Below are 20,242 nucleotides of genomic sequence, written 5' to 3' on the forward strand. Positions count from 1 at the left end.
GCCCAGCCGGGTGATTCCAGTACCCGCCCATCATAAGCCTGTGCGTGGCGAATCCATGTCCAAATGCGTGTTTGGCACCAAAGCCTGTTCAGTCGGGCACAGGGTGTTGCAATACGCGTCGCGAATCGGCGGACTTTGCGGCACCGGATAGGGGTGATAGGCAGGCAATTCCTCCCGTGAGCTGAGCAGGACCGACAAGCCCGTGAACCACGACAACGCCCGCCCCGACCGGCTCTATGAGGATCCGGATATCGCCAGCTTCTATGACGTGGAGAACGAGTGGAGCGCCGATCGCGCATGCTGCGCGTCTCTGGCGGCGGCCTGCGCTTCGGTGCTCGATCTCGGCTGCGGCACGGGCGATCTTGCGGCGGAAGTGGCGCTTCAGCCTGAGTGCACCGTATTCGGCGTCGATCCCGCCACTGCCATGCTCGATATTGCCCGCCGCCGCCCGGGGGGCGATAGGGTGACTTGGGTGCAGGGCGACGGCCGGACCGTGCGTCTCGGCCGCCGCTTCGACCTCATCGTGATGACCGGCCATGCCTTCCAGGTCTTTCTCACGCCGGAGGATCGTATCGCCGCCCTGCGCACGATCGCGGCACATCTGGAGCCCGAGGGGCGCTTCATCTTCGATAGCCGCAACCCGGCCGTGGCCGAATGGCGCGAATGGACGCCGGAGCAGTCGGGCCGGCGGATCGAGCATCCGCGTTTCGGGCCCGTGGAGGCCTGGAACGACGTCGCGCATGACCCCGCCACCGATATCGTGACCTACGGCACCCATTATCGCATCCTTGCTGAGGGGCGGATGCTGTCGTCCCATTCGCGCATTGCCTTTGCCTCGCGTTCCGAGCTGGAACAGGCGCTGGACGAAGCGGGCCTGGAGGTGGAGACCTGGTATGGTGACTGGGAGCGCCGCCCCTGTACGCCGACGTCGCCGGACTTCATTCCCTTGGGACGGCTGCGCAGGAGTTCGTGACGCCGATGACCGCCAAAATCCTCATGATCCAGGGCACGGGCTCGGATGTTGGCAAGTCGCTGCTGGTGGCGGGGCTCTGCCGCCATTTTGCCGACCAGGGCCTGAGGGTCCGTCCCTTCAAGCCGCAGAACATGTCGAACAACGCCGCCGTCACCGAGGATGGCGGCGAGATTGGCCGGGCGCAGGCGCTCCAGGCCCGGGCGGCGCGGGTCGCGCTCAGCGTGCACATGAACCCGGTGCTGCTGAAGCCGCAATCGGAGATCGGCGCCCAGATCATCGTGCAGGGCCGCATGCGCGGCTCGGCTCGCGCGCGTGACTACCAGGCGCTCAAGCCCGCGCTGATGGCTGATGTGCTCGACAGCTTCGAGCGTCTGAGGGCCGAAGCCGATCTCGTGCTCGTCGAGGGAGCGGGTTCGGCCTCGGAGGTCAACCTGCGCGCCGGCGACATCGCCAATATGGGCTTTGCCCGCGCGGTGAACGCGCCCGTGCTGCTGGCCGGCGACATCGACCGCGGCGGTGTGATCGCGCAGATCCTCGGCACCCAGGCGGCTATCGATCCGGAGGATGCCGCCCTGATCCGGGGCTTCATCGTCAACAAGATGCGCGGCGATGCCAGCCTGTTCGCCGACGGCATGGCCTTCATCGCCGAGCGCTCGGGCTGGCCGGCCCTCGGCCTGGTGCCGCATTTTCCGCAGGCCGCTCGCTTGCCGGCCGAGGATGCGCTGGCGCTCGGCTCCTACGGTTCCCGTCGTGCCGGTGCCAAGCTGACCATTGCGGTGCCGATGATGCCGCGCATCTCCAATTTCGACGATCTCGATCCGCTAGCCCAGGAGGCGGAGGTCGATCTCGTCATGGTGAAGCCCGGCCAGCCCCTGCCGGTGGCCGATCTCGTCATCCTGCCCGGTTCGAAGGCGACCATCGCCGACCTCGCCTTCCTGCGCGGTGAGGGCTGGGACATCGACATAGCGGCCCATTCCCGGCGTGGAGGCCATGTCCTCGGCCTGTGCGGCGGCTACCAGATGCTCGGCAGGCGCATCGCCGATCCCGACGGCATCGAGGGGCCGCCGGGCGAGGTCGACGGCCTCGGTCTCCTCGACGCCGTCACCCGCCTCGGCGGCGACAAGCGCCTGGTGGCGATAAGCGGGAAGAGCTGCGCGGACGAGGCGCCCTTCTCGGGCTATGAGATGCATGTCGGTGTCACCGAGGGGCCGGCGCTTGCTCGCCCGCTGCTGCGTTTCGACGACGGCAGCGCCGATGGGGCCGCCTCGGCGGACGGACGTATCGCCGGCTGCTATGTGCATGGCCTGTTCGCCGACGACCGCCAGCGCGCCGCCTGGCTCACCCGCCTCGGCGGGCAGGGCAGTACGCTGGCCTATGAAGCCGTGGTGGAAGAGACGCTGGACGCCTTCGCCGCCCATCTCGCCGGCCATCTCGACATGGCGGCGATCGCGCGGATTGCCGGGCTGTAGGGCGGAGGCGCCAAATCGCTCATCGCGGGTGCGCGTGCGCCGGCAAGCCCTCGCGCCAACCCCTCCCTCCACCCGGGAAAGGGGATGCGCTCACTGATACTGCTTGTAGATCAGGTAGAAGGTCAGCAGGCCGATCACGGCCGACAGGATCACGCAGGCCATGTGGTAGAGATCGAGGGCGCGGCGTATATCGGCCGCGCCGGCATCGGCCCGGCCATTGCCCATATAGGCGTCTTCCACCAGGGTCTCGCCATAGATGCGCGGGCCGGCGAGGCGCAGGTCGAGTGCGCCGGCCATGGCCGCCTCGGGCCAGCCGGCATTGGGCGAGCGATGCTTGCCGGCGTCGCGCCGCACGGCGGTGATGGCGGCCCGCCCCCGGCGATGGCTGATGAAGGCGGCCGCGCTGATGATCAGGGCGGTCAGGCGGGCGGGGATGAGGTTCAGCCAGTCGTCGAGCCGCGCGGCGGCCCAGCCGAAGGCCTGGTGGCGCGGGGTACGGTGGCCGATCATCGAATCGGCGGTGTTGATGATCTTGTAGACGGCGATCCCGGGCAGGCCGAACAGGGCATACCAGAACACCGGCGCCACCACGCCGTCGGAGAAATTCTCGGCCAGGCTCTCGATCGCGGCACGGCACACGCCCGGCTCGTCCAGGGTTTCGGGATTGCGCCCGACGATCATCGAGACCGCCTTGCGTCCGCCGGCCAGGCCACCGACCTCCAGCCCGTGCGCGACATCCTCGACATGGTCGCCCAGGCTTTTGGAGGCGATCAGCGAGGAGGCGATCAGGCCGAGCGGAATGAAGCCGTAGGTGACGGAAAGGCAGAGCCGCTCCACGATGTAGCCGCCGAGCCCGGCGATCAGCACCAGGATGCCGGTGGTGACGATGCCGGCGCCCCGGCGGGTGGAAGGGGCGTCCTCCGCGAAGTTCAGCCGCCGGTCGAGCCAGCCGATGAGGGCGCCCATCCAGGTGACAGGGTGGCCGATCCGCGCATAAAGCCAGCGCGGATAGCCGAAGACCATTTCGAAAGCCCAGGCGATAGCCAGACTGAGAATTCTAGAGAAAACATCCATCGATACGGCAAAACCAAACTTGATCGATTCCGACCCCGCTCCGAACGAGCATGCGTGGCAAGGCCGCTTGACAGGAGGGAGGCGCGAACACTAAATGGCGACGCTTCCGGGCAGCCGGGGCTGTAGCTCAGTTGGGAGAGCGCTGCAATCGCACTGCAGAGGTCGTGAGTTCGAATCTCATCAGCTCCACCATCCCGCTTCGCGCTCCATGCGTGGCAGGGAAACCTTAAATACCCGGTAAAGTCTTCGCCTTTTGTGCACTCGCAATCGCATTCCGGCAGGCGATCTGACTCACATTAAGTTTACTTAATGGCATAGGTCGAGCGGCGTCACCGTTCCCGCCCGCGCCATCGTCCCGCCGCGTTCAGGCTGGCCGGGTGCGATTTCGGCTCATTGTGCGTAGGCATAGGCCCCGTTGCAGGCTTCGACACCGGCAACATTGTTGACTTCGTGCCGGGTCGCTCCATTCACGCAGCTTTGATAGTCGTTCGATGCGTTCGGGTACTCCGGGGTGCTTCGCACGCCGATGGTGGGTAGATCCCGCGCCGGCTTCGGCAGCCTGGCTTCAGTGGCGTAATTACCGGGAATTCTCGGTACGTTTCCGGTGAAGGGTTTGACGGTCTCGATCGAAGCCGGACCGTAGGTGCAGGCCGCTGCCAGATTGGCGAGGAGGGCGACGGATAGGAGGGCGCGCATGTTCATTCGATCCACCGGCGCCCAGTGTATTTTCGCCACAACGCGGATTGCCCTGAGGTGCCGGAGCAATCAAAGCAGACATGGCGGCGGACAAGTGTTCCCCGGCGAACAGGGTATCGTTCGCAAGTATCATTGTCCGCAGGGACGACACCCACCCAGGCGATCGTCTTCGCTCGATCCATTTTCCTTATGCGGCGTTTATGAAACGCGGGCGGAATATTATGCTCTCTTGATTTGAAGGCCAGCTTTGGAAAGCCGTATAATGCGCTGCTGGGCAGGGCTTCGAACCGATCGAGGATGAGAATGAGAGCGTCGGTTGCCGAACTCGGTGAGGCGCTGGCTTCCAATCGCTCCGGCAGCGGCATCGGCGATCTTCCGCTTCACCTGATTTCATCGGAGCAGATGGCGGAGGAGGTCCAGGATGCGGCGCTTGCCGCCATGGACGACAATGTCGTGGGCTATTTTGCAACGGCGACGATCCCGGCCACCCGGCGCGTCCTGCAATGCGACGGTCCGGTGTTCGGGCCGCTGCTCGGTGCGAGCATGCTGCCCAGTCACACCCTCTTGCGCCTGCCGCCGGGCGTCCTGGGCGCCGAATGGAGCCTCGGCCTGCTGATGGGGGATTCCTATCCCGATCCGCACCGTCCAGTGACATCGGCGCAGATCGAGGAGGCCATCATCGGCTGCGTGCCGATGATCACGATCCTCGGCCGACGGGTGAAGGGCGCGGTGCCGCTCAATTCCTGGACGGCGACGGCCGATTTCGGCCTGCATGTCGCGACCTGCAGGGGCGTGCCCGTCTACGACCGGCACCTGGCCGATCTCAGGGGAATGGAGGTCGTCGCCAGCATGAACGGCGCCGTGGTTGGCCGCAGCCATGGCGAAGGTGTAATGGCCGATGTCAGGGCAGCCATCGCGGATCTTTCGCTCTATCTGGCGCGCCGCAGCCGGCAGGTGCCGCCGGGCAACCTCATCGCCATCGGCGGGGGACCGCTGATCCTGCAGGCGGTGGCCGGCCAGGCCTTTACCGCCGATTTCGGAGAACTCGGCACGGTCGAGGTGGTGTTTGCCTGAGATCTAGCCACTCAAATCTCGCGGAGACGCCCCCTGCCGCTCGAGTTCGTCGATGAGCAGGCGGGCATGCATCGACAGGCCGGCGAGGGATTTGGCGCAGACCACCAGGTGCCGGTCGGCCCAGCCGTCGCTGAGGCGCAGCGTGGCAAGGTGCGGGCTGCCATAGCGCTCGACGGCGGCGAGCGGCAGTACGCCGACGCCGATGCCGGCCTCGACCAGGCGAGCGACGGCATCGAAGCTGCGCAGCCTGACGCGGTAGGCGATGCGCCGTCCCAGGCGGCCTGCCTGGCGGGCGAGATGGTCGGTGAGGGCGCCCCCGGCGAGGCCGACGAAAGGCTCGCCGATCAGTTCGGCAAAGCCGATCTCCGGCCGGGCCGCGAGAGCGCTGGCACTGGCCGTTACGGCCACCAGGCGATCAACGCCGAGGGCGCGCGTTTCCAGTTCGGCCAGATCGGCGGTAGCAGCGATCACGCCGAATTCGGCCGTGCCGGCGCTGACAGCCTCGACGATCTCGGCGCTGGTTCTTTCCTCCAGATCGATATCGACGCCGGGATGGCTGGCCAGGAAGACGCGCAGTGCCGCCGGCACCAGCTCGACCAGCCCAGCGGTGTTCGACAACATGCGGATCTCGCCCTTGAGGCCGGAGGAAAAGGACAGCAGCTCGCCGCGCATCTGCTCGACCTGGGCGGTGATGGTGCGGGCGTGATGCAGGAGTGCCCGCCCGGCGGCGGTCGGCTCGACGCCGCGGCGGCTTCGGGTGAGGAGGGCGGTGCCGAGCGCGGCCTCCATGCCGCTCACCCGGGCGCTGGCGGAGGCAAGTGCCATATGCATGCGCTCGGCTCCGCCAGAAATGCTGCCAGCCCGTACCGCTGCCTCGAACAAGCGCAAATCGGTGAGATCGAAACGCATGATCCTTTCCTTCGTTTTATCCGAAGGAAGGGATCGGATCTTCCCGATTGTCAAGCAGACGGCCGAATGTCAGGAAGCCTGCATGTCCGATTTTCTCCTGCTTGCTGGTGCCGGGCTGCTTGCTGGCGCGATGAACGCCATGGCGGGCGGCGGTTCCTTCGTGACGCTGCCGGCCCTGATCGCTGCGGGCGTGCCTTCGGTTGCGGCGAATGCTTCGAGTACGGTGGCGCTCTATCCCGGCGGGGCGGCCAGTGCTTATGTCTATCGCAGCGGCTTCACCCCGATCTGCGGCGCGCCGGCCGGATGGATGCTCGCCGTCACCCTGGCCGGCGGCTTGGCAGGCGCGCTGCTGCTCTTGTGGACGCCGACCTCGATGTTCGACCAGCTGCTGCCCTGGCTCTTGCTGGTCGCCACCCTCATGCTGGCGGCCGGGCCTCGGCTCGGCGCTGTGTTGCGGGCGCGGCTGACGGCGGGGCCTGCCGCGGTGCTGGCGATCCAGGTCCTGCTCGGCCTTTATGGCGGCTATTTCGGCGGCGCCGTCGGGCTGATGATGATCGCGGCCTGGAGCCTGCTCGATGGAGCCGACTTCAAGGCGCTGAACCCAGCGCGCACGCTGATGGTCACCGCCGCCAATAGCGCCGCCGTCCTCTGCTTCGCGCTCGCCGGGGCGGTGGAATGGACGCAGACGCTGATGGTGGGAGGCGGGGCGCTCGCGGGCGGCTATCTCGGTGCCCAGGCGGGCCGCCGTCTGCCATCCGCCGCCGTGCGCCTCGCTACGTTGGTGATCGCGATCGGCATGACCGTAGCCTTCTTCGTCAGGGCCTATGCGTGAAAATGAATTTGGAAACGATCGTTCTCTTTTAGGTCCATCTTCAGCTTTTCCTTTCCAGTCTCGTCTTCTTTTTCTATGGTCCGACCAATGGCGCGGCAGAAACTTTCCGCCGCCTTCAGCCTTCGGAACCGACCTTCATGACATCCAAGCCGGCGAGCAGTTCCATCCTGGCCTTTCTCGTCGCAGGCGCCTATTTCATGGAGATGCTGGACGGCACGGTGGTGGTCAGCGCCCTGCCACAGATGGCCGAATCCTTCGGCGTGCAGCCGATCGACCTCAATATCGGCATCTCCGCCTATCTGCTCACTCTGGCCGTGCTGATCCCGGCGAGCGGCTGGGTCGCCGATAGATATGGCCCGCGTGCCGTGTTCGGCTGGGCCATCGTAATCTTCACCGTGGCCTCGATCCTGTGCGGCCTCAGTTCCAGCCTGCCGGTCTTCACGGCGGCGCGGATCCTGCAGGGCGTCGGCGGCGCCCTGATGGTGCCGGTGGGGCGGCTGATCGTGCTGCGCAATACCGCCAAGCAGGACCTGATGCGGGCGATCGCCACCATCACCTGGCCCGGCCTGGCGGCGCCCGTGCTCGGCCCGCCCATCGGCGGCTTCCTCGCCACCTATGCGACCTGGCACTGGATCTTCTTCCTCAACGTGCCGCTCGGCATCATCGGCTTCATCCTCACCATGAAGCTGATCCCCGCCGGCAAGCCGGATGGCGCCAAGCCGTTCGACTGGACCGGCTTCGTCTTGATCGGCGTTGCCTGCTTCGGCCTGATGTACGGCCTCGACCTGATCTCGCGACAGGACAGCTCGATGTCCCTGGCGGCGATCTGGCTGGCGGCGAGCGCCGTGGTCACGACAGTCGCCGTTCTCCATGCAAGGCGGGCTGAGCATCCCCTGGTCGATCCCTGGGCCCTGCGCATCCGCAGCTTCTCCATCACCATCTTGGGCGGCTCAGTGTTCCGCGTCGCCATCGGCGCGGTGCCCTTCCTGGCGCCCCTGATGTTCCAGCTCGCCTTCGGGCTCGATGCCTACCAGGCCGGCCTGCTGGTGCTGTGGGTGTTTGCCGGCAATATCGTGATGAAGCCCTTCACCACGCCGGTGCTGCGGCGCTTCAGCTTCCGCCAGGTGCTGCTCGGCAACGGCCTCGCCAACGCCGTGCTGATCTCTTCCTATGCGCTGCTGACACCGGCGACGCCCTTCCCGCTGATCTGCGCCTTGCTGTTCGCCAGTGGCCTGACGCGGTCGATGCAGTTCACCGCCCTCAATACCATCGCCTTCGCCGACGTGCCGGAAGCGCGCATGAGCGGGGCGAACACCCTCTTCAACGTCGCCCAACAGATGTCGATGGGCCTGGGCGTCGGCGTGGCTGCCGCAGCACTGCGCCTTGCCGAGCTGTGGTTTCCGGGCACGAACGGCTCGCTGCCGCTGATCGATTTCCAGATCGCCTTCGCGGTGATCGGATTGATCGCCTTCATCGCCATCCTCGACATGATCGGCCTCGATGCCAAGGCCGGCAACGAACTCAGGGTTCGGCGGGCAGGCGCGAAATAGCATCCCGATACCAGCAACGCCCGGGCGCGACGTTCGCCGATTGACAGACCCGCTCTCTTTGGAAAGAGTCAAAGAAAGCAAAGCGTTTTGCGACGTGCCGCAATCGGCAGGCATTGCAAGGACGCACCGATCGGGGGAATGCCATGTGCCATCTGTTCGCCTCCCAGCCGCCGGAGACCTATGAGACGCATACGCGTTCGGTGCGTATCGGCGGGCACGCGACCTCGATTCGCCTCGAAGCCGTCTATTGGGACATTCTGGAGGAGCTTGCGGTCGACCAGGGCATGTCGCTCGGCCGTTTCGTCACCCGCCTGCATGACGAAGTGCTGGACCTTCACGGCGACGTCCGCAACTTCACCTCGCTCCTGCGCTGCTGCTGCCTGAAATATGTCGCCGAGCTGCGACCGGCCGCTTCGCGCCGGCCTGCCGCCTTCGATCTCGTCGCCGCGGAGTAGGGCCGGCAGCCGTTGCTCTCGGTTCTGCCAGGGCTTCGCGCTGCTTTGCCTGAAGACAACCTATTTTCCGAATTCTCGACGTGTAATGCAATATTACTACCCGGTGTCTGAAGCCGGCACCTAACCTCCTGTCCATAGTCGCAAACCAAACAGGCGGTCATGATGGGTGGGACGCAAGGAGGGATGGGCAAGGCGCTTGCCGTCATGGCGGGAGCCTGGCTGCTCGGCATCTCCACCGCCCAGGCGGACGACGATCTCGTCGCCGCCCAGAAGCAATTCGTCACCAGCTGCGGCACCTGTCATGTCGTCGATCCCAAGGCGGGTCCACGCCAGGGGCCGAACCTGGCCGAGATCGTCGGCCGCAAGGCGGGAACCTATCCGGGTTACAAATATTCGGCGGCCCTCGCCAATGCCGGCTTCGCCTGGGATGGCGACAGCCTCGACAAGTGGATCACCAATGCCCAGGCCTTCAAGCCGGGCACCACCATGCCCTATCGCCAGGCCGATCCCGCCAAGCGGGCGCGGATCATTGCCTATCTCAAGTCACTCAGCGTTCAAAAGTAGAGGCCAGTTCCCATGGGCATGATTCACAGCATGATCCGCGTTCTCGACGAGGAGCGTTCGGTCGATTTCTATCGCAAGGCCTTTGGGCTCGATGTCGCCGGCCGCTTCGCCTTCGAGAGCTTCACCCTGATCTATCTGAGCGACGAGACCGGCTTCGAGCTGGAACTGACGGTCAACAAGGGTCGTACCGAGCCCTATCAGCTCGGGGACGGCTATGGCCACCTGGCGATCTCCGTGCCGGACCTTGCTGCGACGCATGCGAAGATCTCGGCCCTCGGCCTCGCACCCGGCGATTTGAAGACCCTGTCCTTCCCGGATGGCTCGGGAGCCGCTCGCTTCTTCTTCATCCAGGATCCGGACGGCTACAAGATCGAGGTGCTGCAGCGGGGCGGGCGCTACAAATAGCCCAACGGCCGCCTGTAGGCGGCCGCTCGGCGTCACAAGAACGGCAGACCGGGGCGCCGATGGCAGCCCCGGCGCAACATGCAGGGAGGACAACATGAAGAAAGCCAGGCAGGCGGGTGAACTGTCCCGTCGCGGTTTTATCGTCTCGGCTGCGACCGGCGTTGCGCTGGTGGTCTCCGGCGGCGCGCTCTATTGCCCGCGGGAGGCCTGGGCGCTGGACGCCACCACGCTGAAGCCGGAGACGCTGGAAACGCTGATCCGGATGTCGCGCGACATCTATCCCCACGACCGGCTGCCCGATCGCTATTACGCCATTGCCGTCAAGGACTTCGATGCCAAGGCGGGCAAGGATGCGGCCAGCAAGGCGCTGTTCGAGGATGGCGTGACCACGCTGGACGGGCTGGCCGCCGCAGCAGGGGGCAAGCGCTACGCCGATCTCGGCTGGGAAGAGGAGAGGCTTGCGATCCTTCGAAAGGTCGAGGCATCGCCCTTCTTCGGTGCCGTGCGCTCAGGCCTCGTGGTCGGCCTCTACAACCAGAAGGAGGTCTGGCCGCTCTTCGGCTATGAGGGCTCCTCCGCCGACAAGGGCGGCTACATCAACCGTGGCTTCTCCGACATCGAGTGGCTCTGACCCGGCCTGCAGAAACCGGATTCCCTCGATCATTCTGACCGGCCGGGTCTTCCTGCCGGCGGCACCCATTCCCGAGCAAAGCGCGTTTCAGCGAGAACGCATTTTTACTCTCATTCTTTGGTTCGACGCGTCCTTGCGGCCTGAGACGAGCCCGTCCATGCGCAAGACGCCCTGGAGGAGACAGAACCATGGCAGCTCCTTTTGATCTGAACGACGATTCCGTCGTGGTGATCGTCGGCTCCGGCGCCGGCGGCGGCACGCTGGGCACCGAACTGGCCCTCAAGGGCGTGAAGGTCGTGATCCTGGAAGCAGGCGGCCGCTACGAGATCGAAGACTTCGTCAACGACGAGTGGGAGAGCTTCGGCCAACTCGCCTGGAAGGACATGCGCACCACTTCCGGAAGCTGGCGCGTGCACAAGGACTTCCCCAATTTGCCGGCCTGGATCGTCAAGGCGGTCGGCGGATCGAGCGTGCACTGGGCCGGCGCCTCGCTGCGCCTCCAGGAACACGAGTTCAAGATCCGTTCCACCTATGGCAGCCTGCCGGGCGCCAATCTTCTGGATTGGCCGATCACCCTCGCCGAACTCGAGCCCTATTATGCCAAGGCCGAGGACAAGATGGGGGTGACACGCACCAACAACATTCCCGGCCTGCCCGGCAACAACAACTACAAGGTGCTGGAAGCCGGCGCCAAGAAGCTCGGCTACAAGGAAGTGCATACCGGGCGCATGGCGATCAACAGCCAGCCGCGCGACGGGCGCGGCTCCTGCCAGCAGATCGGCTTCTGTTTCCAGGGCTGCAAATCGGGCGCGAAATGGTCGACCCTCTATGCCGAGATCCCGAAGGGAGAGGAGACCGGCAATCTCGAGGTTCGGCCGAACAGCCAGGCCGTCAAGATCGAGCATGATGCGAAGGGCAAGGTCACCGGCGTGGTCTATCTCGACAAGGACGGCAAGACGCAGCGCCAGAAGGCGCGCGTCGTCGCGGTTGCCGGCAATTCCATCGAGAGCCCGCGTCTGCTGCTCAACTCGGCCTCGAACCTGTTCCCGGACGGCTTGGCCAACAGCTCCGGCCAGGTCGGCCGCAACTACATGCGCCATACCACCGGCTCGGTCTACGGCGTTTTCGAAAAGCCGGTGCACATGTATCGCGGCACTACCATGGCCGGCATCGTGCGGGACGAGGCGCGCCACGACCCCAAGCGCGGCTTCGCCGGCGGCTATGAGCTGGAGACGCTGTCGCTCGGCCTGCCCTTCATGGCAGCCTTCCTCGATCCCGGCGCCTGGGGGCGATCCTTCACCTCCGCCCTCGACAGTTACGACCACATGGCCGGCATGTGGATCGTCGGCGAGGACATGCCGAGCGAGGCCAACCGCATCACCCTGCATGCAAGCGCCAAGGACAAGGCGGGCATGCCGGTCGCCAATGTGCATTTCGACGACCACGAGAACGACACCGCCATGCGCAACCATGCCTATCGGCAGGGGCGGGCGATCTATGAGGCTGTGGGCGCCGTCAGGACCTTCCCGACGCCGCCCTATCCCTCCACCCACAATCTCGGCACCAACCGCATGAGTGCCAAGGCTTCCGATGGCGTGGTCAACAAGCACGGCCAGACGCACGACATCAAGAATCTGTTCGTCTCGGATGGCAGCCAGTTCACCAGCGGAGGCGCGGAGAATCCCACATTGACCATCGTGGCGCTCGCCATCCGGCAGGCCGACTTCATCGCTTCCAGCCTGAAGAAAGGGGAGCTGTAGGGACGAGGCGCGGGAGGCGCCGAGTGAGCCTCCCGCACCGTAAAATCCTGCTCAATCCGCGACCAGATGGCTCTTGCAGACGGCGCTGGGTGGGGCTTCCCAGGGGCCGCGCGGATTCATCTGGGCGGTGTAGCCCTGATAATCGCTGATGGTGCGGACGCAGTCGGCATAGGCAAGTTCGCCCCTGCAGCGTTTCATCGCCGGGGAATGGTCCGCCAGCCCCTTGGCGCGGCAGATCGAGATGTACCCCTCGTCGACAAGCCGCCGGCTCTGGGCTTGCTGGCAACCGGTCTTGTCCTGGGCGCTGGCGCATCTGGCGGCGGCGTCCTGACGGACCTGCCGCTTGTCGATGCCGCTTCCCGATGCGCAGGCTGCCAGGGCGATGCCGCTGCCTACAACGAAGAGGAGGGCGATAGGGAAGGGCAGCTTGCGTCCGAGGGACTGACTCTCATGATTGACGCGCATTCTCGGCCATCTTTTCATTGTTGTCGGAGGCTTCAGCCCAAACCATGGCACGGGGCGGCAATAGCGTCGATGTCAGCCCGCCCTGCTCAGCTTGCTGTCCCCATCGGATTGGGCAGGTAACCGACGAAGCCGGCGATCTTCCAGTTTCCGTCGACCCGGTTGCACAGATAAAGGGTCTGCCAGTTGATGGCATCGATGCTGCCGTCGGCCTTGGCGATGGTGCCGTCGAACTTCTTGTGTGCCACCGCCCGCTCGCCGTTGATGTCGATCTCTTGCAGCGAAGTGATGCGATAGAGTGCCTCGCGGCGCGGTTCGGCATAGGCGGTGGCCGCCGAGAGCCTGGCCTGGCTCAGCCAGCGGTCGCGGTAATCATCGAGGCGCGGAAAGATCATGCGCCATTCGTCCGGATTGGCGGATTTGAGGCCGCTCAGGCCGAAGAAGCTTTCGGCGAGGAAATCGCCCTCCACTGCCGGCCAGTCCGCCTTGAGATAGGCCTCGATGTCGCGGCGGACCAGCATCTCCCACAGGGCGTGGCGTTCGGGATCGTCGGGGAAGGGATTGGTGTCGAAGGGCATGCAAGGTCCTGAAAGGAAACCGGTTTGAATAGCTGGCGCGACACTGACACCCCCTTCTCCCCGTAAACGGGGCGAGGGGGCGCGAGCGTCGAGTCTCTTCATTGACCACCCCGTCTCGCACGACCCTCAGCGAGACCAGAGGCACGAAATCCCTAGCCTCCCGCCTTACAGCCGCGCACCGCTCTGCGGATCGAAGACGTGGACATTCGCACGGTCGACATTGAGGTGGAACGTCTCGCCCGGCTGGGGCGACAGGCGCTCGCGGAACACGGCGCGCATCGCGATGCCGTCGATGGTACCGAACAGATGGGTCTCCGCCCCGGTGGGCTCGACCACGCCGACCACGAAGGGAAAGCCGTTCTGTTCATTGCCGAGCAGGAAATGCTCAGGGCGGATGCCGATCTCGACGGCCTGGCCGGAGGTAGCGGTGCTGTCGCCCATCGGCAGCGAGAGGCCGTTCTGCGTTCGCAAACGGGGTATGCCGTCGCCCTTCTCGACCGTGCCGGGAATGAAGCCCATCGAGGGCGAGCCGAGGAAGCTCGCCACGAAGCGGTTGGCCGGCCGGTCGTAGAGTTCGAGCGGCGTGCCGACCTGCTCGATATGACCGGCATTCATCACCACGATGCGGTCGGCCATGGTCATAGCCTCGATCTGGTCATGCGTGACATAGACGATGGTGGTCTTCAGGTCCTGGTGCAGCGCCTTGATCTCGGTGCGCATCTGCACGCGCAGCTTGGCGTCGAGATTGGAGAGCGGCTCGTCGAACAGGAACAACTCGGGCTGGCGCACGATGGTGCGGCCCATGGCAACGCGCTGGCGCTGGCCGCCGGAGAGCTGGCGGGGATAGCGGTCGAGATAGTCGTGGAGATTGAGCACGCCGGCGGCCTTCTTGACGCGCGGCTCGATCGATTGGGCGCTCTCGCCGCGCATGCGCGGGCCAAAGCCGATATTGGCGCGCGTCGTCATGTGCGGAAACAGAGCGTAGCTCTGGAACACCATGGAGATGTTGCGCTGCTGCGGCGACAGCTTGTTGGCAAGCTTCGAGCCGATCCACAATTCGCCGTCCGAAATCTCGTCGAGACCGGCGATCATGCGCAGCAGCGTGGACTTGCCGCAGCCGGAGGGGCCGACCAGCACCACGAATTCGCCGTCGCGGACATCGAGGTCGATGCCCTTGAGGATCACGGCCGAGCCATATCGCTTTTGCAGCGCCTTGACCTGCAGGCCCGCCATGTCACGACCTCCTCTCGATGATGTCGCGCACGAAGCGCAGATTGCCGGCGGTCAGGCCGCCATCGACCGGCAGGACCGCCCCCGTCACGCCGGCGGCGAGCGGGGAGGCCAGGAAGACGGCGGCATTGGCGACGTCCTCGGGGCGCACCATCCGCCCGAGAGGGTAATGGGAGACGACATCTTCGAGGATCGTCGGATCCTTGGCAAGGCGATGGTCCCAGGCCGGCGTGCGTACCGAGCCGGGGCAGACCACATTGGCGCGGATGCCGTTCCGGCCGGCTTCCACCGCGATCGACTTGGCATAGGCGATCAGCCCGGCCTTGGCGGCCGAATAGGCCGGGTTGCCGTAATGGCCGAGCCCGTTGACCGAGGCGACGAAGACGACCGAGCCGCCGCCGCGTGCCACCATCGCTTCCATCACGGGCCGGGTGACATGGAAAGCGCCGGTGAGGTTGATGGCCAACTCACTGTCCCAGACCGCGTCGTCGACGTCATCCAGCGTCTCGGCGCGGGTGAAACCGGCATTGTTGACCAGGATGTCAGGCGTGTTGCCCTGTGCCACCAATCCGGTGATCGCATCGGTGCAGGCCTTGGCGTCGGTGAGGTCGAAAACGAGTCGGTGCTGCAGAGGCAGGCTTTCCAGGAGGGACGCATCCCGGTCTGCGCCGGAGACCATGGCGCCGGCGTGGCGGAAGGCTTCGATCATCGCCCGCCCTATGCCCCCGCCGGCGCCGGTGACCAGGACATGGCGCCCCGAGAGGCCGAAGGGATCGGGGTGGCTGGCAGGATCGGACATCGGAAGACTCGTGAGAACGGATGGTTCTTTGCGAACGAAAACGGGCGCCATCTATGCATGCCGATGGCGCGAAGGCAAAGCCGCATGCCGCCTCCCGCCAGTGAAGATTGGGGGTAATGCGATAGGACTGACAATTCCACGTCGGCTGTGTGCCGATTGGTCAAATCTGCTTGCGCGGTTTTCGATTACGGGGAACATTAGCGCCCTCTTGCGGCGAGGCGCGCGGGGGCGCGGCAACGACCGCAGCAATGACAAGGACGGGGACGTTTCATGACAATGATCGGACGGATGGCGATGCTGCTCGCAGGCGCCAGTCTCCTGGCCTGCGCCGCCACGGCACAGGCGGGCACGGTGCGCGTGACCATCGCCGAATATTCGAAGGCGACCGGCCCCTATTTCAAGGAAGCCGCGGAGGCGTTCCAGAAAGCCAATCCCGACACCAAGGTCGAGATCGAAGTGGTGCCGTGGGACAATCTTCAGCAGAAGCTGACCACCGACATTTCGGCCGGCACCAATGCCGATCTTTCGATCATCGGAACGCGCTGGCTGCTCGATTATGTCTCGCAGGGTGTGGTCGCTCCGCTCGACAGCTACATCACGCCCGAGTTCAAGGGCAGCTTCATCCCGACCTTCCTGTCGCCTTCGGTGATGGACGGCAAGACCTACGGTCTGCCGATCGCGGCTTCCGCCCGCGGCATGTATTACAACAAGGACGTCTTCGCCAAAGCCGGCGTGACCGAGTTCCCCAAGACCTGGACCGATTTCCAGGCCGCCGCCGCCAAGATCAAGGCGTCTTCGCCTGACGTGGCTCCCTTCGGCCTGCAGGGCAAGGAAATCGAGACGGACGTCTATTTCTACTACGGGCTGTGGGCCAATGGCGGGACGATCGTCAAGGACGGCAAGTCCGGCCTCGACAGCCAGGCGGCTATTGATGCCGCCAAGCTCTATAAGGGCTTCATCGACGGCGGCCTCACCGAGCCGGGTGTGACCTCCTATGCCCGTGAGGACGTGCAGAACCTGTTCAAGCAGGGCAAGGTCGCCACTGTGATCACCGCGCCCTTCCTCTCCGGCCAGATCAAGAAGGAAGCGCCCAATTTGAAATATGGCGTGGCGCCGATCCCGATCGGGCCTGAAGGCAAGCCCTTTACCTATGGCGTGACCGATTCGATCGTGCTGTTCGAGAACTCCAAGGTGAAGGACGAGGCCTTCAAATTCCTCGTCTTCCTGTTCTCCACCGAGCAGCGCACCGCCTTCGACAAGAACGAAGGCTTCCTGCCGGTGAACGCCAAGGAAGCCCAGGATCCCCATTTCGCCGACGATCCGGACCTGAAGGTGTTCGCCTCCCTCCTGCCCGGCGCCATCTTCGCGCCGGTGATCCCCGGCTGGGAAGACATTGCCCAGACCACCTCCAATGCGATCCAGACCATCTATCTGGGCAAGGGCGAGATCGAACCGACGCTCAAGGAAGCGGCTGCCAAGGTCAACGGCATCCTCGCCAAAAAATAACGGGATGACGGGTGGAGGCGGCAGCGAATGATCGCTGCTCCATGGGTAAGCGATAAGCTGCCCCTCATCCTTACCCCAGTCCACTCCTTTTGGAGTGGACTGGGGTAAGGGTGTGGGGCAGCACAGTTCGTGCTGTAAAAGACCAATCAGCCATTCCCTTCGCGCCGAGGAGACACACACTGCATGGGGCGTGCGACACCCTATCTTCTGATCCTGCCCAGCTTCCTGATGGCGGCCTTCATCATCTTCTGGCCGCTCTACCAGATTGGCCAGATTTCGCTGCATGACGTCAACCGTTTCGGCATGCTCAGGGAGTTTTCGGGCCTCGCCAATTTTCAGGCCCTGTTCGCCGATCCCGATTTTCTCGCGGCGCTGTGGCGCACGCTGGTCTGGACTGTGGGCGTGGTGGCCGGCACGCTGATCGTCTCTGTGCCGATCGCCCTCATCCTCAACGATGATTTCTACGGGCGGAGCCTGGCCCGCGTCATCATCATGCTGCCCTGGGCGGTGTCGCTCGCCATGACGGCGGTGGTCTGGCGCTGGGCGCTCAACGGCGAGAGCGGCATGCTCAATTCCGGGCTGCGGGGCCTGGGGCTGATCAACAGCAATATCGAATGGCTGGCGGACGCCACCACCGCCTTCCCGATGCAGATCCTGATCGGCATCCTGGTCTCGATTCCCTTCACGGTGACGATCTTCCTCGGCGGCCTCTCCTCGGTGCCCGACGATCTCTACGATGCCGGCGCGGTGGAGGGCGCGAGCCGCTGGCAGCAATTCACCCACATCACGCTGCCCCTGCTGAAGCCCTTCATCAACATCGCCTTGGTGATGAACACCATCAACGTGTTCAATTCCTTCCCGATCATCTGGGTGACCACGCAGGGCGGCCCGGCCAATTCCACCGACATCCTGGTGACCTATCTCTATAAGCTCGCCTTCCGCCTGGGTAAGTTCGGCGAGGCGGCAGCGGTGTCGATCATCATGTTCGGGCTGCTGCTCGTCTTCGCCATCATCTATGTGCGGCTGGCCATGCGCGAGGAGGAACAGGCATGAGCAAGCTCAAACGCTCCATCCTCTACTGGGTCTTGCTGGCGCCCTTGGTCGTCCTCACGCTCTTTCCCTTCGCCGTGATGCTGGTGACTGCGCTCAAGCCGACGGAGGAGATGTTGTCCTCCTCCTGGTGGCCGAGCCGGCCGGTCTGGAGCAATTTCATCACCATGTATACCGAGACCGCCTTCGGGCCGGCGCTCGTCAATTCGCTGATCGTGTCGCTGGTCACCACCGTGCTGACGGTGCTCGTCGCCATTCCCGCGGCCTATGCGCTCAGCCGCTACCGCTTCGCCGCGCGTGGGGCCTTCCGCCAGTTCCTGCTGATCTCGCAGATGCTGTCACCTATCGTGCTGGTCTTCGGCCTGTTCCGTCTCCTGGTGGAGCTCGGCAACCGCCTCGGATTTCAGCTGATCGACAGCCTGAGCGGCGTGACCTTCATCTACATCGCCTTCAACCTCGCCTTCGCGGTGTGGATGCTGCAGAGCTATTTCTCCACCATCCCCAAGGATCTGGAGGAAGCGGCCTGGATCGAGGGCGCCGGTCCCTTCGCCACGCTGGTCAAGGTATTCCTGCCGCTGGCGTTGCCGGCGATGGCGGTGACGGCGATCTTTACCTTCATCAATGCCTGGAACGAATATGTCATCGCCCTCACCATGCTGCGCAAGCAGGAGGCCTATACGCTGCCCTTGCAGGTGGTGAACCTAGTGGCCGGGCGCTATACGGTGGAATGGAACTATGTGATGGCGGCCGCCCTGGCGGCGACCATCCCGATCGCGATCCTGTTCACCTGGCTGCAGCGCTATCTGATGCGCGGCCTGGCGCTAGGTGCAGTGAAGTAAGACAGCGATCCGCGTGTGTTGCTGCCTCGTAGCGGTGGGGCGAGATGATAAGAGTGACAAATGAGCGCGACGCTTGCGCCTCCTCTCCCCGTATTTACGGGGAGAGGATAGAGGTGAGGGGCGGCTCAGCGTTTGTTTTGGCAGACATCCATGCTGCCCCTCACCCTTACCCTCTCCCCGCGGGCGGGGCGAGGGGGCGGCAAGTGCCGTGTCTTTGATCCCTCTGAAGGAATTCCCATGACCAAGCAGCATTTCGGCACCTCCCATGTCCCCCTGTCCCCGGCCGTTCGGGCGGGTGACAGCATTCACATTTCCGGCCAGGTGCCGACCCTGCCGGACGGTTCGGTGGTGCCGGGTGGCATCGAGGCGCAGACCCGCCAGGTGATGGAGAATCTCGGCAAGGCTCTGGCCCTGGCCGGGGCCGGGCTGGAGGACGTGGTCAAGACCACCGTGATCCTGGCCGATGCCCGCGATTTCGGTGCCTTCAACAAGGTCTATGGCAGCTATTTCCCCGCCAATCCGCCGGCCCGTACCACGCTCGAGGCGCGGCTGATGATCGACATCAGGATCGAGATCGAGGCGATCGCCTACAAGCCGCTGTGAAAGGCCAGGGGTGAGGGAGTGCCTCTCGACTCACCCCAAAATCCCGCTTCTCGGACTGGACAAAACTGGCTCTTTGTTTTATCGCTTATGCGAACAAATAGGGAACACGCCCATGAAGCTCGGTTATGTCGTCCATTATGTCCGTGACGTCGTCGAGACCTCGGCCTTCTACAAGCAGGCCTTCGGGCTGGAGACACGCTTCATCGCCGAGGGGCAGTTCGCCGAACTCGTTACCGGCGAGACCTCGCTGTGCTTTGCCGATGAGCGCTTCGTCACTGACATGACCGGCCCCTTCCAGCCCAACCGGCCGGATGCGCCGCCGGCGGGCATCGAGATCGCGCTGGTGGTCGACGATGTCGAACTCGCCTACAAGAAGGCCCTGTTCGCGGAAGCGCAGGCGGTATCGCCGCCGGCGCAGAAGCCCTGGGGCCAAATCGTCGCCTATGTGCGCGACAACAATGGTTGCCTGGTCGAAATCTGCACCAAGGTGGCGGTCTGAGCGGGTGCCGCGGTTCAGCCGTTGACGATGATGACCGTCATGATCACTGCGGCCACACTGATGCAGAACACCACGCCGAGCACGAGTTGCACCAGGGCGTTGGCCGACACATAGGTGCCGGCGACGCCGCCCAGCACGCGGATGGCCGTCTGCTTGCCCTCGCCGGCGACGGCTATCGGATGCCCGCAGGATGGGCAGGCGAGCGCCTGTTCCGAGACGCGCTGGGTACAGGCAGGGCAGGGAATCAATGCCATGGTGTCGCCTTTCGCTTGATCGTGATGGTT

The 20,242-nt window shown here is 64.7% G+C and carries 23 protein-coding genes and 1 tRNA gene; 16 read left to right on the forward strand and 8 right to left on the reverse strand.

The features are described from left to right. Positions 1 to 202 precede the first annotated feature (202 nt). Positions 203 to 973: a class I SAM-dependent methyltransferase gene (locus ACR9ZN_RS26120; protein ID WP_454812094.1), complete on the forward strand. Its 771-nt coding sequence runs from the start codon at positions 203 to 205 to the stop codon at positions 971 to 973. 5 nt (positions 974 to 978) lie between these two features. Continuing rightward, the gene (locus ACR9ZN_RS26125; protein ID WP_481273549.1) at positions 979 to 2,442 is read left to right on the forward strand and encodes a cobyric acid synthase; all 1,464 of its coding nucleotides are present in this window, start codon (positions 979 to 981) and stop codon (positions 2,440 to 2,442) included. 90 nt (positions 2,443 to 2,532) lie between these two features. On the opposite strand, the gene cbiB is transcribed toward ACR9ZN_RS26125, so the two are convergent. After that, positions 2,533 to 3,516: an adenosylcobinamide-phosphate synthase CbiB gene (gene cbiB, locus ACR9ZN_RS26130; RefSeq protein ID WP_481273550.1), complete on the reverse strand. Its 984-nt coding sequence runs from the start codon at positions 3,514 to 3,516 to the stop codon at positions 2,533 to 2,535. 116 nt (positions 3,517 to 3,632) lie between these two features. Between cbiB and ACR9ZN_RS26135 the strand changes: the two genes are divergently transcribed. Continuing rightward, a tRNA-Ala gene (locus ACR9ZN_RS26135) sits at positions 3,633 to 3,708 on the forward strand. 198 nt (positions 3,709 to 3,906) lie between these two features. Here ACR9ZN_RS26135 and ACR9ZN_RS26140 read toward each other — a convergent pair. Continuing rightward, entirely contained in the window at positions 3,907 to 4,218 is a 312-nt protein-coding gene (locus ACR9ZN_RS26140) for a hypothetical protein (protein ID WP_434959326.1), read from the reverse strand. A gap of 297 nt (positions 4,219 to 4,515) precedes the next feature. On the opposite strand from ACR9ZN_RS26140, the gene ACR9ZN_RS26145 reads away from it, so the two are divergent. Next, entirely contained in the window at positions 4,516 to 5,286 is a 771-nt protein-coding gene (locus tag ACR9ZN_RS26145) for a hypothetical protein (RefSeq protein ID WP_481273551.1), read from the forward strand. Between the two features lie 3 nt (positions 5,287 to 5,289). Here ACR9ZN_RS26145 and ACR9ZN_RS26150 read toward each other — a convergent pair whose 3' ends face one another. After that, complete coding sequence (locus ACR9ZN_RS26150) at positions 5,290 to 6,195, reverse strand: LysR family transcriptional regulator (protein ID WP_434959328.1); 906 nt, start codon at positions 6,193 to 6,195, stop codon at positions 5,290 to 5,292. A gap of 82 nt (positions 6,196 to 6,277) precedes the next feature. Here ACR9ZN_RS26150 and ACR9ZN_RS26155 point away from each other — a divergent pair, with 82 nt between their 5' ends. From ACR9ZN_RS26155 to ACR9ZN_RS26185, 7 genes are all read left to right on the forward strand, one after another. Further along, positions 6,278 to 7,027 carry a sulfite exporter TauE/SafE family protein gene (locus ACR9ZN_RS26155; RefSeq protein WP_481273552.1) on the forward strand — a complete coding sequence of 250 codons (750 nt, stop codon included), beginning with the start codon at positions 6,278 to 6,280 and terminating at the stop codon, positions 7,025 to 7,027. A 137-nt stretch (positions 7,028 to 7,164) separates the two neighbouring features. Continuing rightward, positions 7,165 to 8,577 (forward strand): MFS transporter, encoded by a 1,413-nt coding sequence (locus tag ACR9ZN_RS26160; protein ID WP_434959330.1) that lies wholly within the window; start codon positions 7,165 to 7,167, stop codon positions 8,575 to 8,577. 143 nt (positions 8,578 to 8,720) lie between these two features. Continuing rightward, complete coding sequence (locus ACR9ZN_RS26165; RefSeq protein WP_068289590.1) at positions 8,721 to 9,032, forward strand: ribbon-helix-helix domain-containing protein; 312 nt, start codon at positions 8,721 to 8,723, stop codon at positions 9,030 to 9,032. A 183-nt stretch (positions 9,033 to 9,215) separates the two neighbouring features. Beyond that, complete coding sequence (locus ACR9ZN_RS26170; RefSeq protein WP_434959331.1) at positions 9,216 to 9,596, forward strand: c-type cytochrome; 381 nt, start codon at positions 9,216 to 9,218, stop codon at positions 9,594 to 9,596. 30 nt (positions 9,597 to 9,626) lie between these two features. Then, on the forward strand, positions 9,627 to 10,001 hold the full coding sequence (locus ACR9ZN_RS26175; protein ID WP_454812107.1) for a VOC family protein: 375 nt from the start codon (positions 9,627 to 9,629) through the stop codon (positions 9,999 to 10,001). 94 nt (positions 10,002 to 10,095) lie between these two features. Further along, on the forward strand, positions 10,096 to 10,632 hold the full coding sequence (locus ACR9ZN_RS26180) for a twin-arginine translocation signal domain-containing protein (RefSeq protein WP_434959333.1): 537 nt from the start codon (positions 10,096 to 10,098) through the stop codon (positions 10,630 to 10,632). Positions 10,633 to 10,820: 188 nt separating this feature from the next. Then, positions 10,821 to 12,392, forward strand: coding sequence for a GMC family oxidoreductase (locus ACR9ZN_RS26185; RefSeq protein ID WP_434959334.1), 1,572 nt, complete (start codon positions 10,821 to 10,823; stop codon positions 12,390 to 12,392). A 51-nt stretch (positions 12,393 to 12,443) separates the two neighbouring features. Here the strand turns inward: ACR9ZN_RS26185 and ACR9ZN_RS26190 are convergent, their stop codons facing one another. The 4 genes from ACR9ZN_RS26190 to ACR9ZN_RS26205 form a co-directional block, all read right to left on the reverse strand. Beyond that, positions 12,444 to 12,857 carry a hypothetical protein gene (locus ACR9ZN_RS26190; protein ID WP_481273553.1) on the reverse strand — a complete coding sequence of 138 codons (414 nt, stop codon included), beginning with the start codon at positions 12,855 to 12,857 and terminating at the stop codon, positions 12,444 to 12,446. 86 nt (positions 12,858 to 12,943) lie between these two features. After that, positions 12,944 to 13,432, reverse strand: a complete 489-nt coding sequence (locus tag ACR9ZN_RS26195; protein ID WP_481273554.1) for a hypothetical protein — start codon at positions 13,430 to 13,432, stop codon at positions 12,944 to 12,946. A 165-nt stretch (positions 13,433 to 13,597) separates the two neighbouring features. Further along, entirely contained in the window at positions 13,598 to 14,665 is a 1,068-nt protein-coding gene (locus ACR9ZN_RS26200; protein ID WP_481273555.1) for an ABC transporter ATP-binding protein, read from the reverse strand. Position 14,666: 1 nt separating this feature from the next. Next, positions 14,667 to 15,461 carry an SDR family oxidoreductase gene (locus ACR9ZN_RS26205; RefSeq protein WP_434959337.1) on the reverse strand — a complete coding sequence of 265 codons (795 nt, stop codon included), beginning with the start codon at positions 15,459 to 15,461 and terminating at the stop codon, positions 14,667 to 14,669. Between the two features lie 270 nt (positions 15,462 to 15,731). Between ACR9ZN_RS26205 and ACR9ZN_RS26210 the strand changes: the two genes are divergently transcribed. The 5 genes from ACR9ZN_RS26210 to ACR9ZN_RS26230 all read left to right on the forward strand — a co-directional run bounded on the left by ACR9ZN_RS26210 (position 15,732) and on the right by ACR9ZN_RS26230 (position 19,958). Continuing rightward, on the forward strand, positions 15,732 to 16,967 hold the full coding sequence (locus ACR9ZN_RS26210; protein WP_481273556.1) for an ABC transporter substrate-binding protein: 1,236 nt from the start codon (positions 15,732 to 15,734) through the stop codon (positions 16,965 to 16,967). A 183-nt stretch (positions 16,968 to 17,150) separates the two neighbouring features. Then, the gene (locus tag ACR9ZN_RS26215; RefSeq protein WP_454812116.1) at positions 17,151 to 18,020 is read left to right on the forward strand and encodes a carbohydrate ABC transporter permease; all 870 of its coding nucleotides are present in this window, start codon (positions 17,151 to 17,153) and stop codon (positions 18,018 to 18,020) included. Beyond that, positions 18,017 to 18,856 (forward strand): carbohydrate ABC transporter permease, encoded by an 840-nt coding sequence (locus ACR9ZN_RS26220; protein ID WP_434959340.1) that lies wholly within the window; start codon positions 18,017 to 18,019, stop codon positions 18,854 to 18,856. Before ACR9ZN_RS26215 ends, ACR9ZN_RS26220 begins: the two co-directional genes overlap by 4 nt. Before the next feature lie 237 nt (positions 18,857 to 19,093). Further along, positions 19,094 to 19,459, forward strand: coding sequence for a RidA family protein (locus ACR9ZN_RS26225; RefSeq protein ID WP_481273557.1), 366 nt, complete (start codon positions 19,094 to 19,096; stop codon positions 19,457 to 19,459). Between the two features lie 112 nt (positions 19,460 to 19,571). Further along, positions 19,572 to 19,958 carry a VOC family protein gene (locus tag ACR9ZN_RS26230; protein WP_481273558.1) on the forward strand — a complete coding sequence of 129 codons (387 nt, stop codon included), beginning with the start codon at positions 19,572 to 19,574 and terminating at the stop codon, positions 19,956 to 19,958. Between the two features lie 14 nt (positions 19,959 to 19,972). On the opposite strand, the gene ACR9ZN_RS26235 is transcribed toward ACR9ZN_RS26230, so the two are convergent. Continuing rightward, on the reverse strand, positions 19,973 to 20,212 hold the full coding sequence (locus ACR9ZN_RS26235) for a hypothetical protein (protein WP_481273559.1): 240 nt from the start codon (positions 20,210 to 20,212) through the stop codon (positions 19,973 to 19,975). Between the last annotated feature and the right edge of the window lie 30 nt (positions 20,213 to 20,242).

It is taken from the genome of Labrys sp. HAY1-8F, assembly GCF_056754975.1.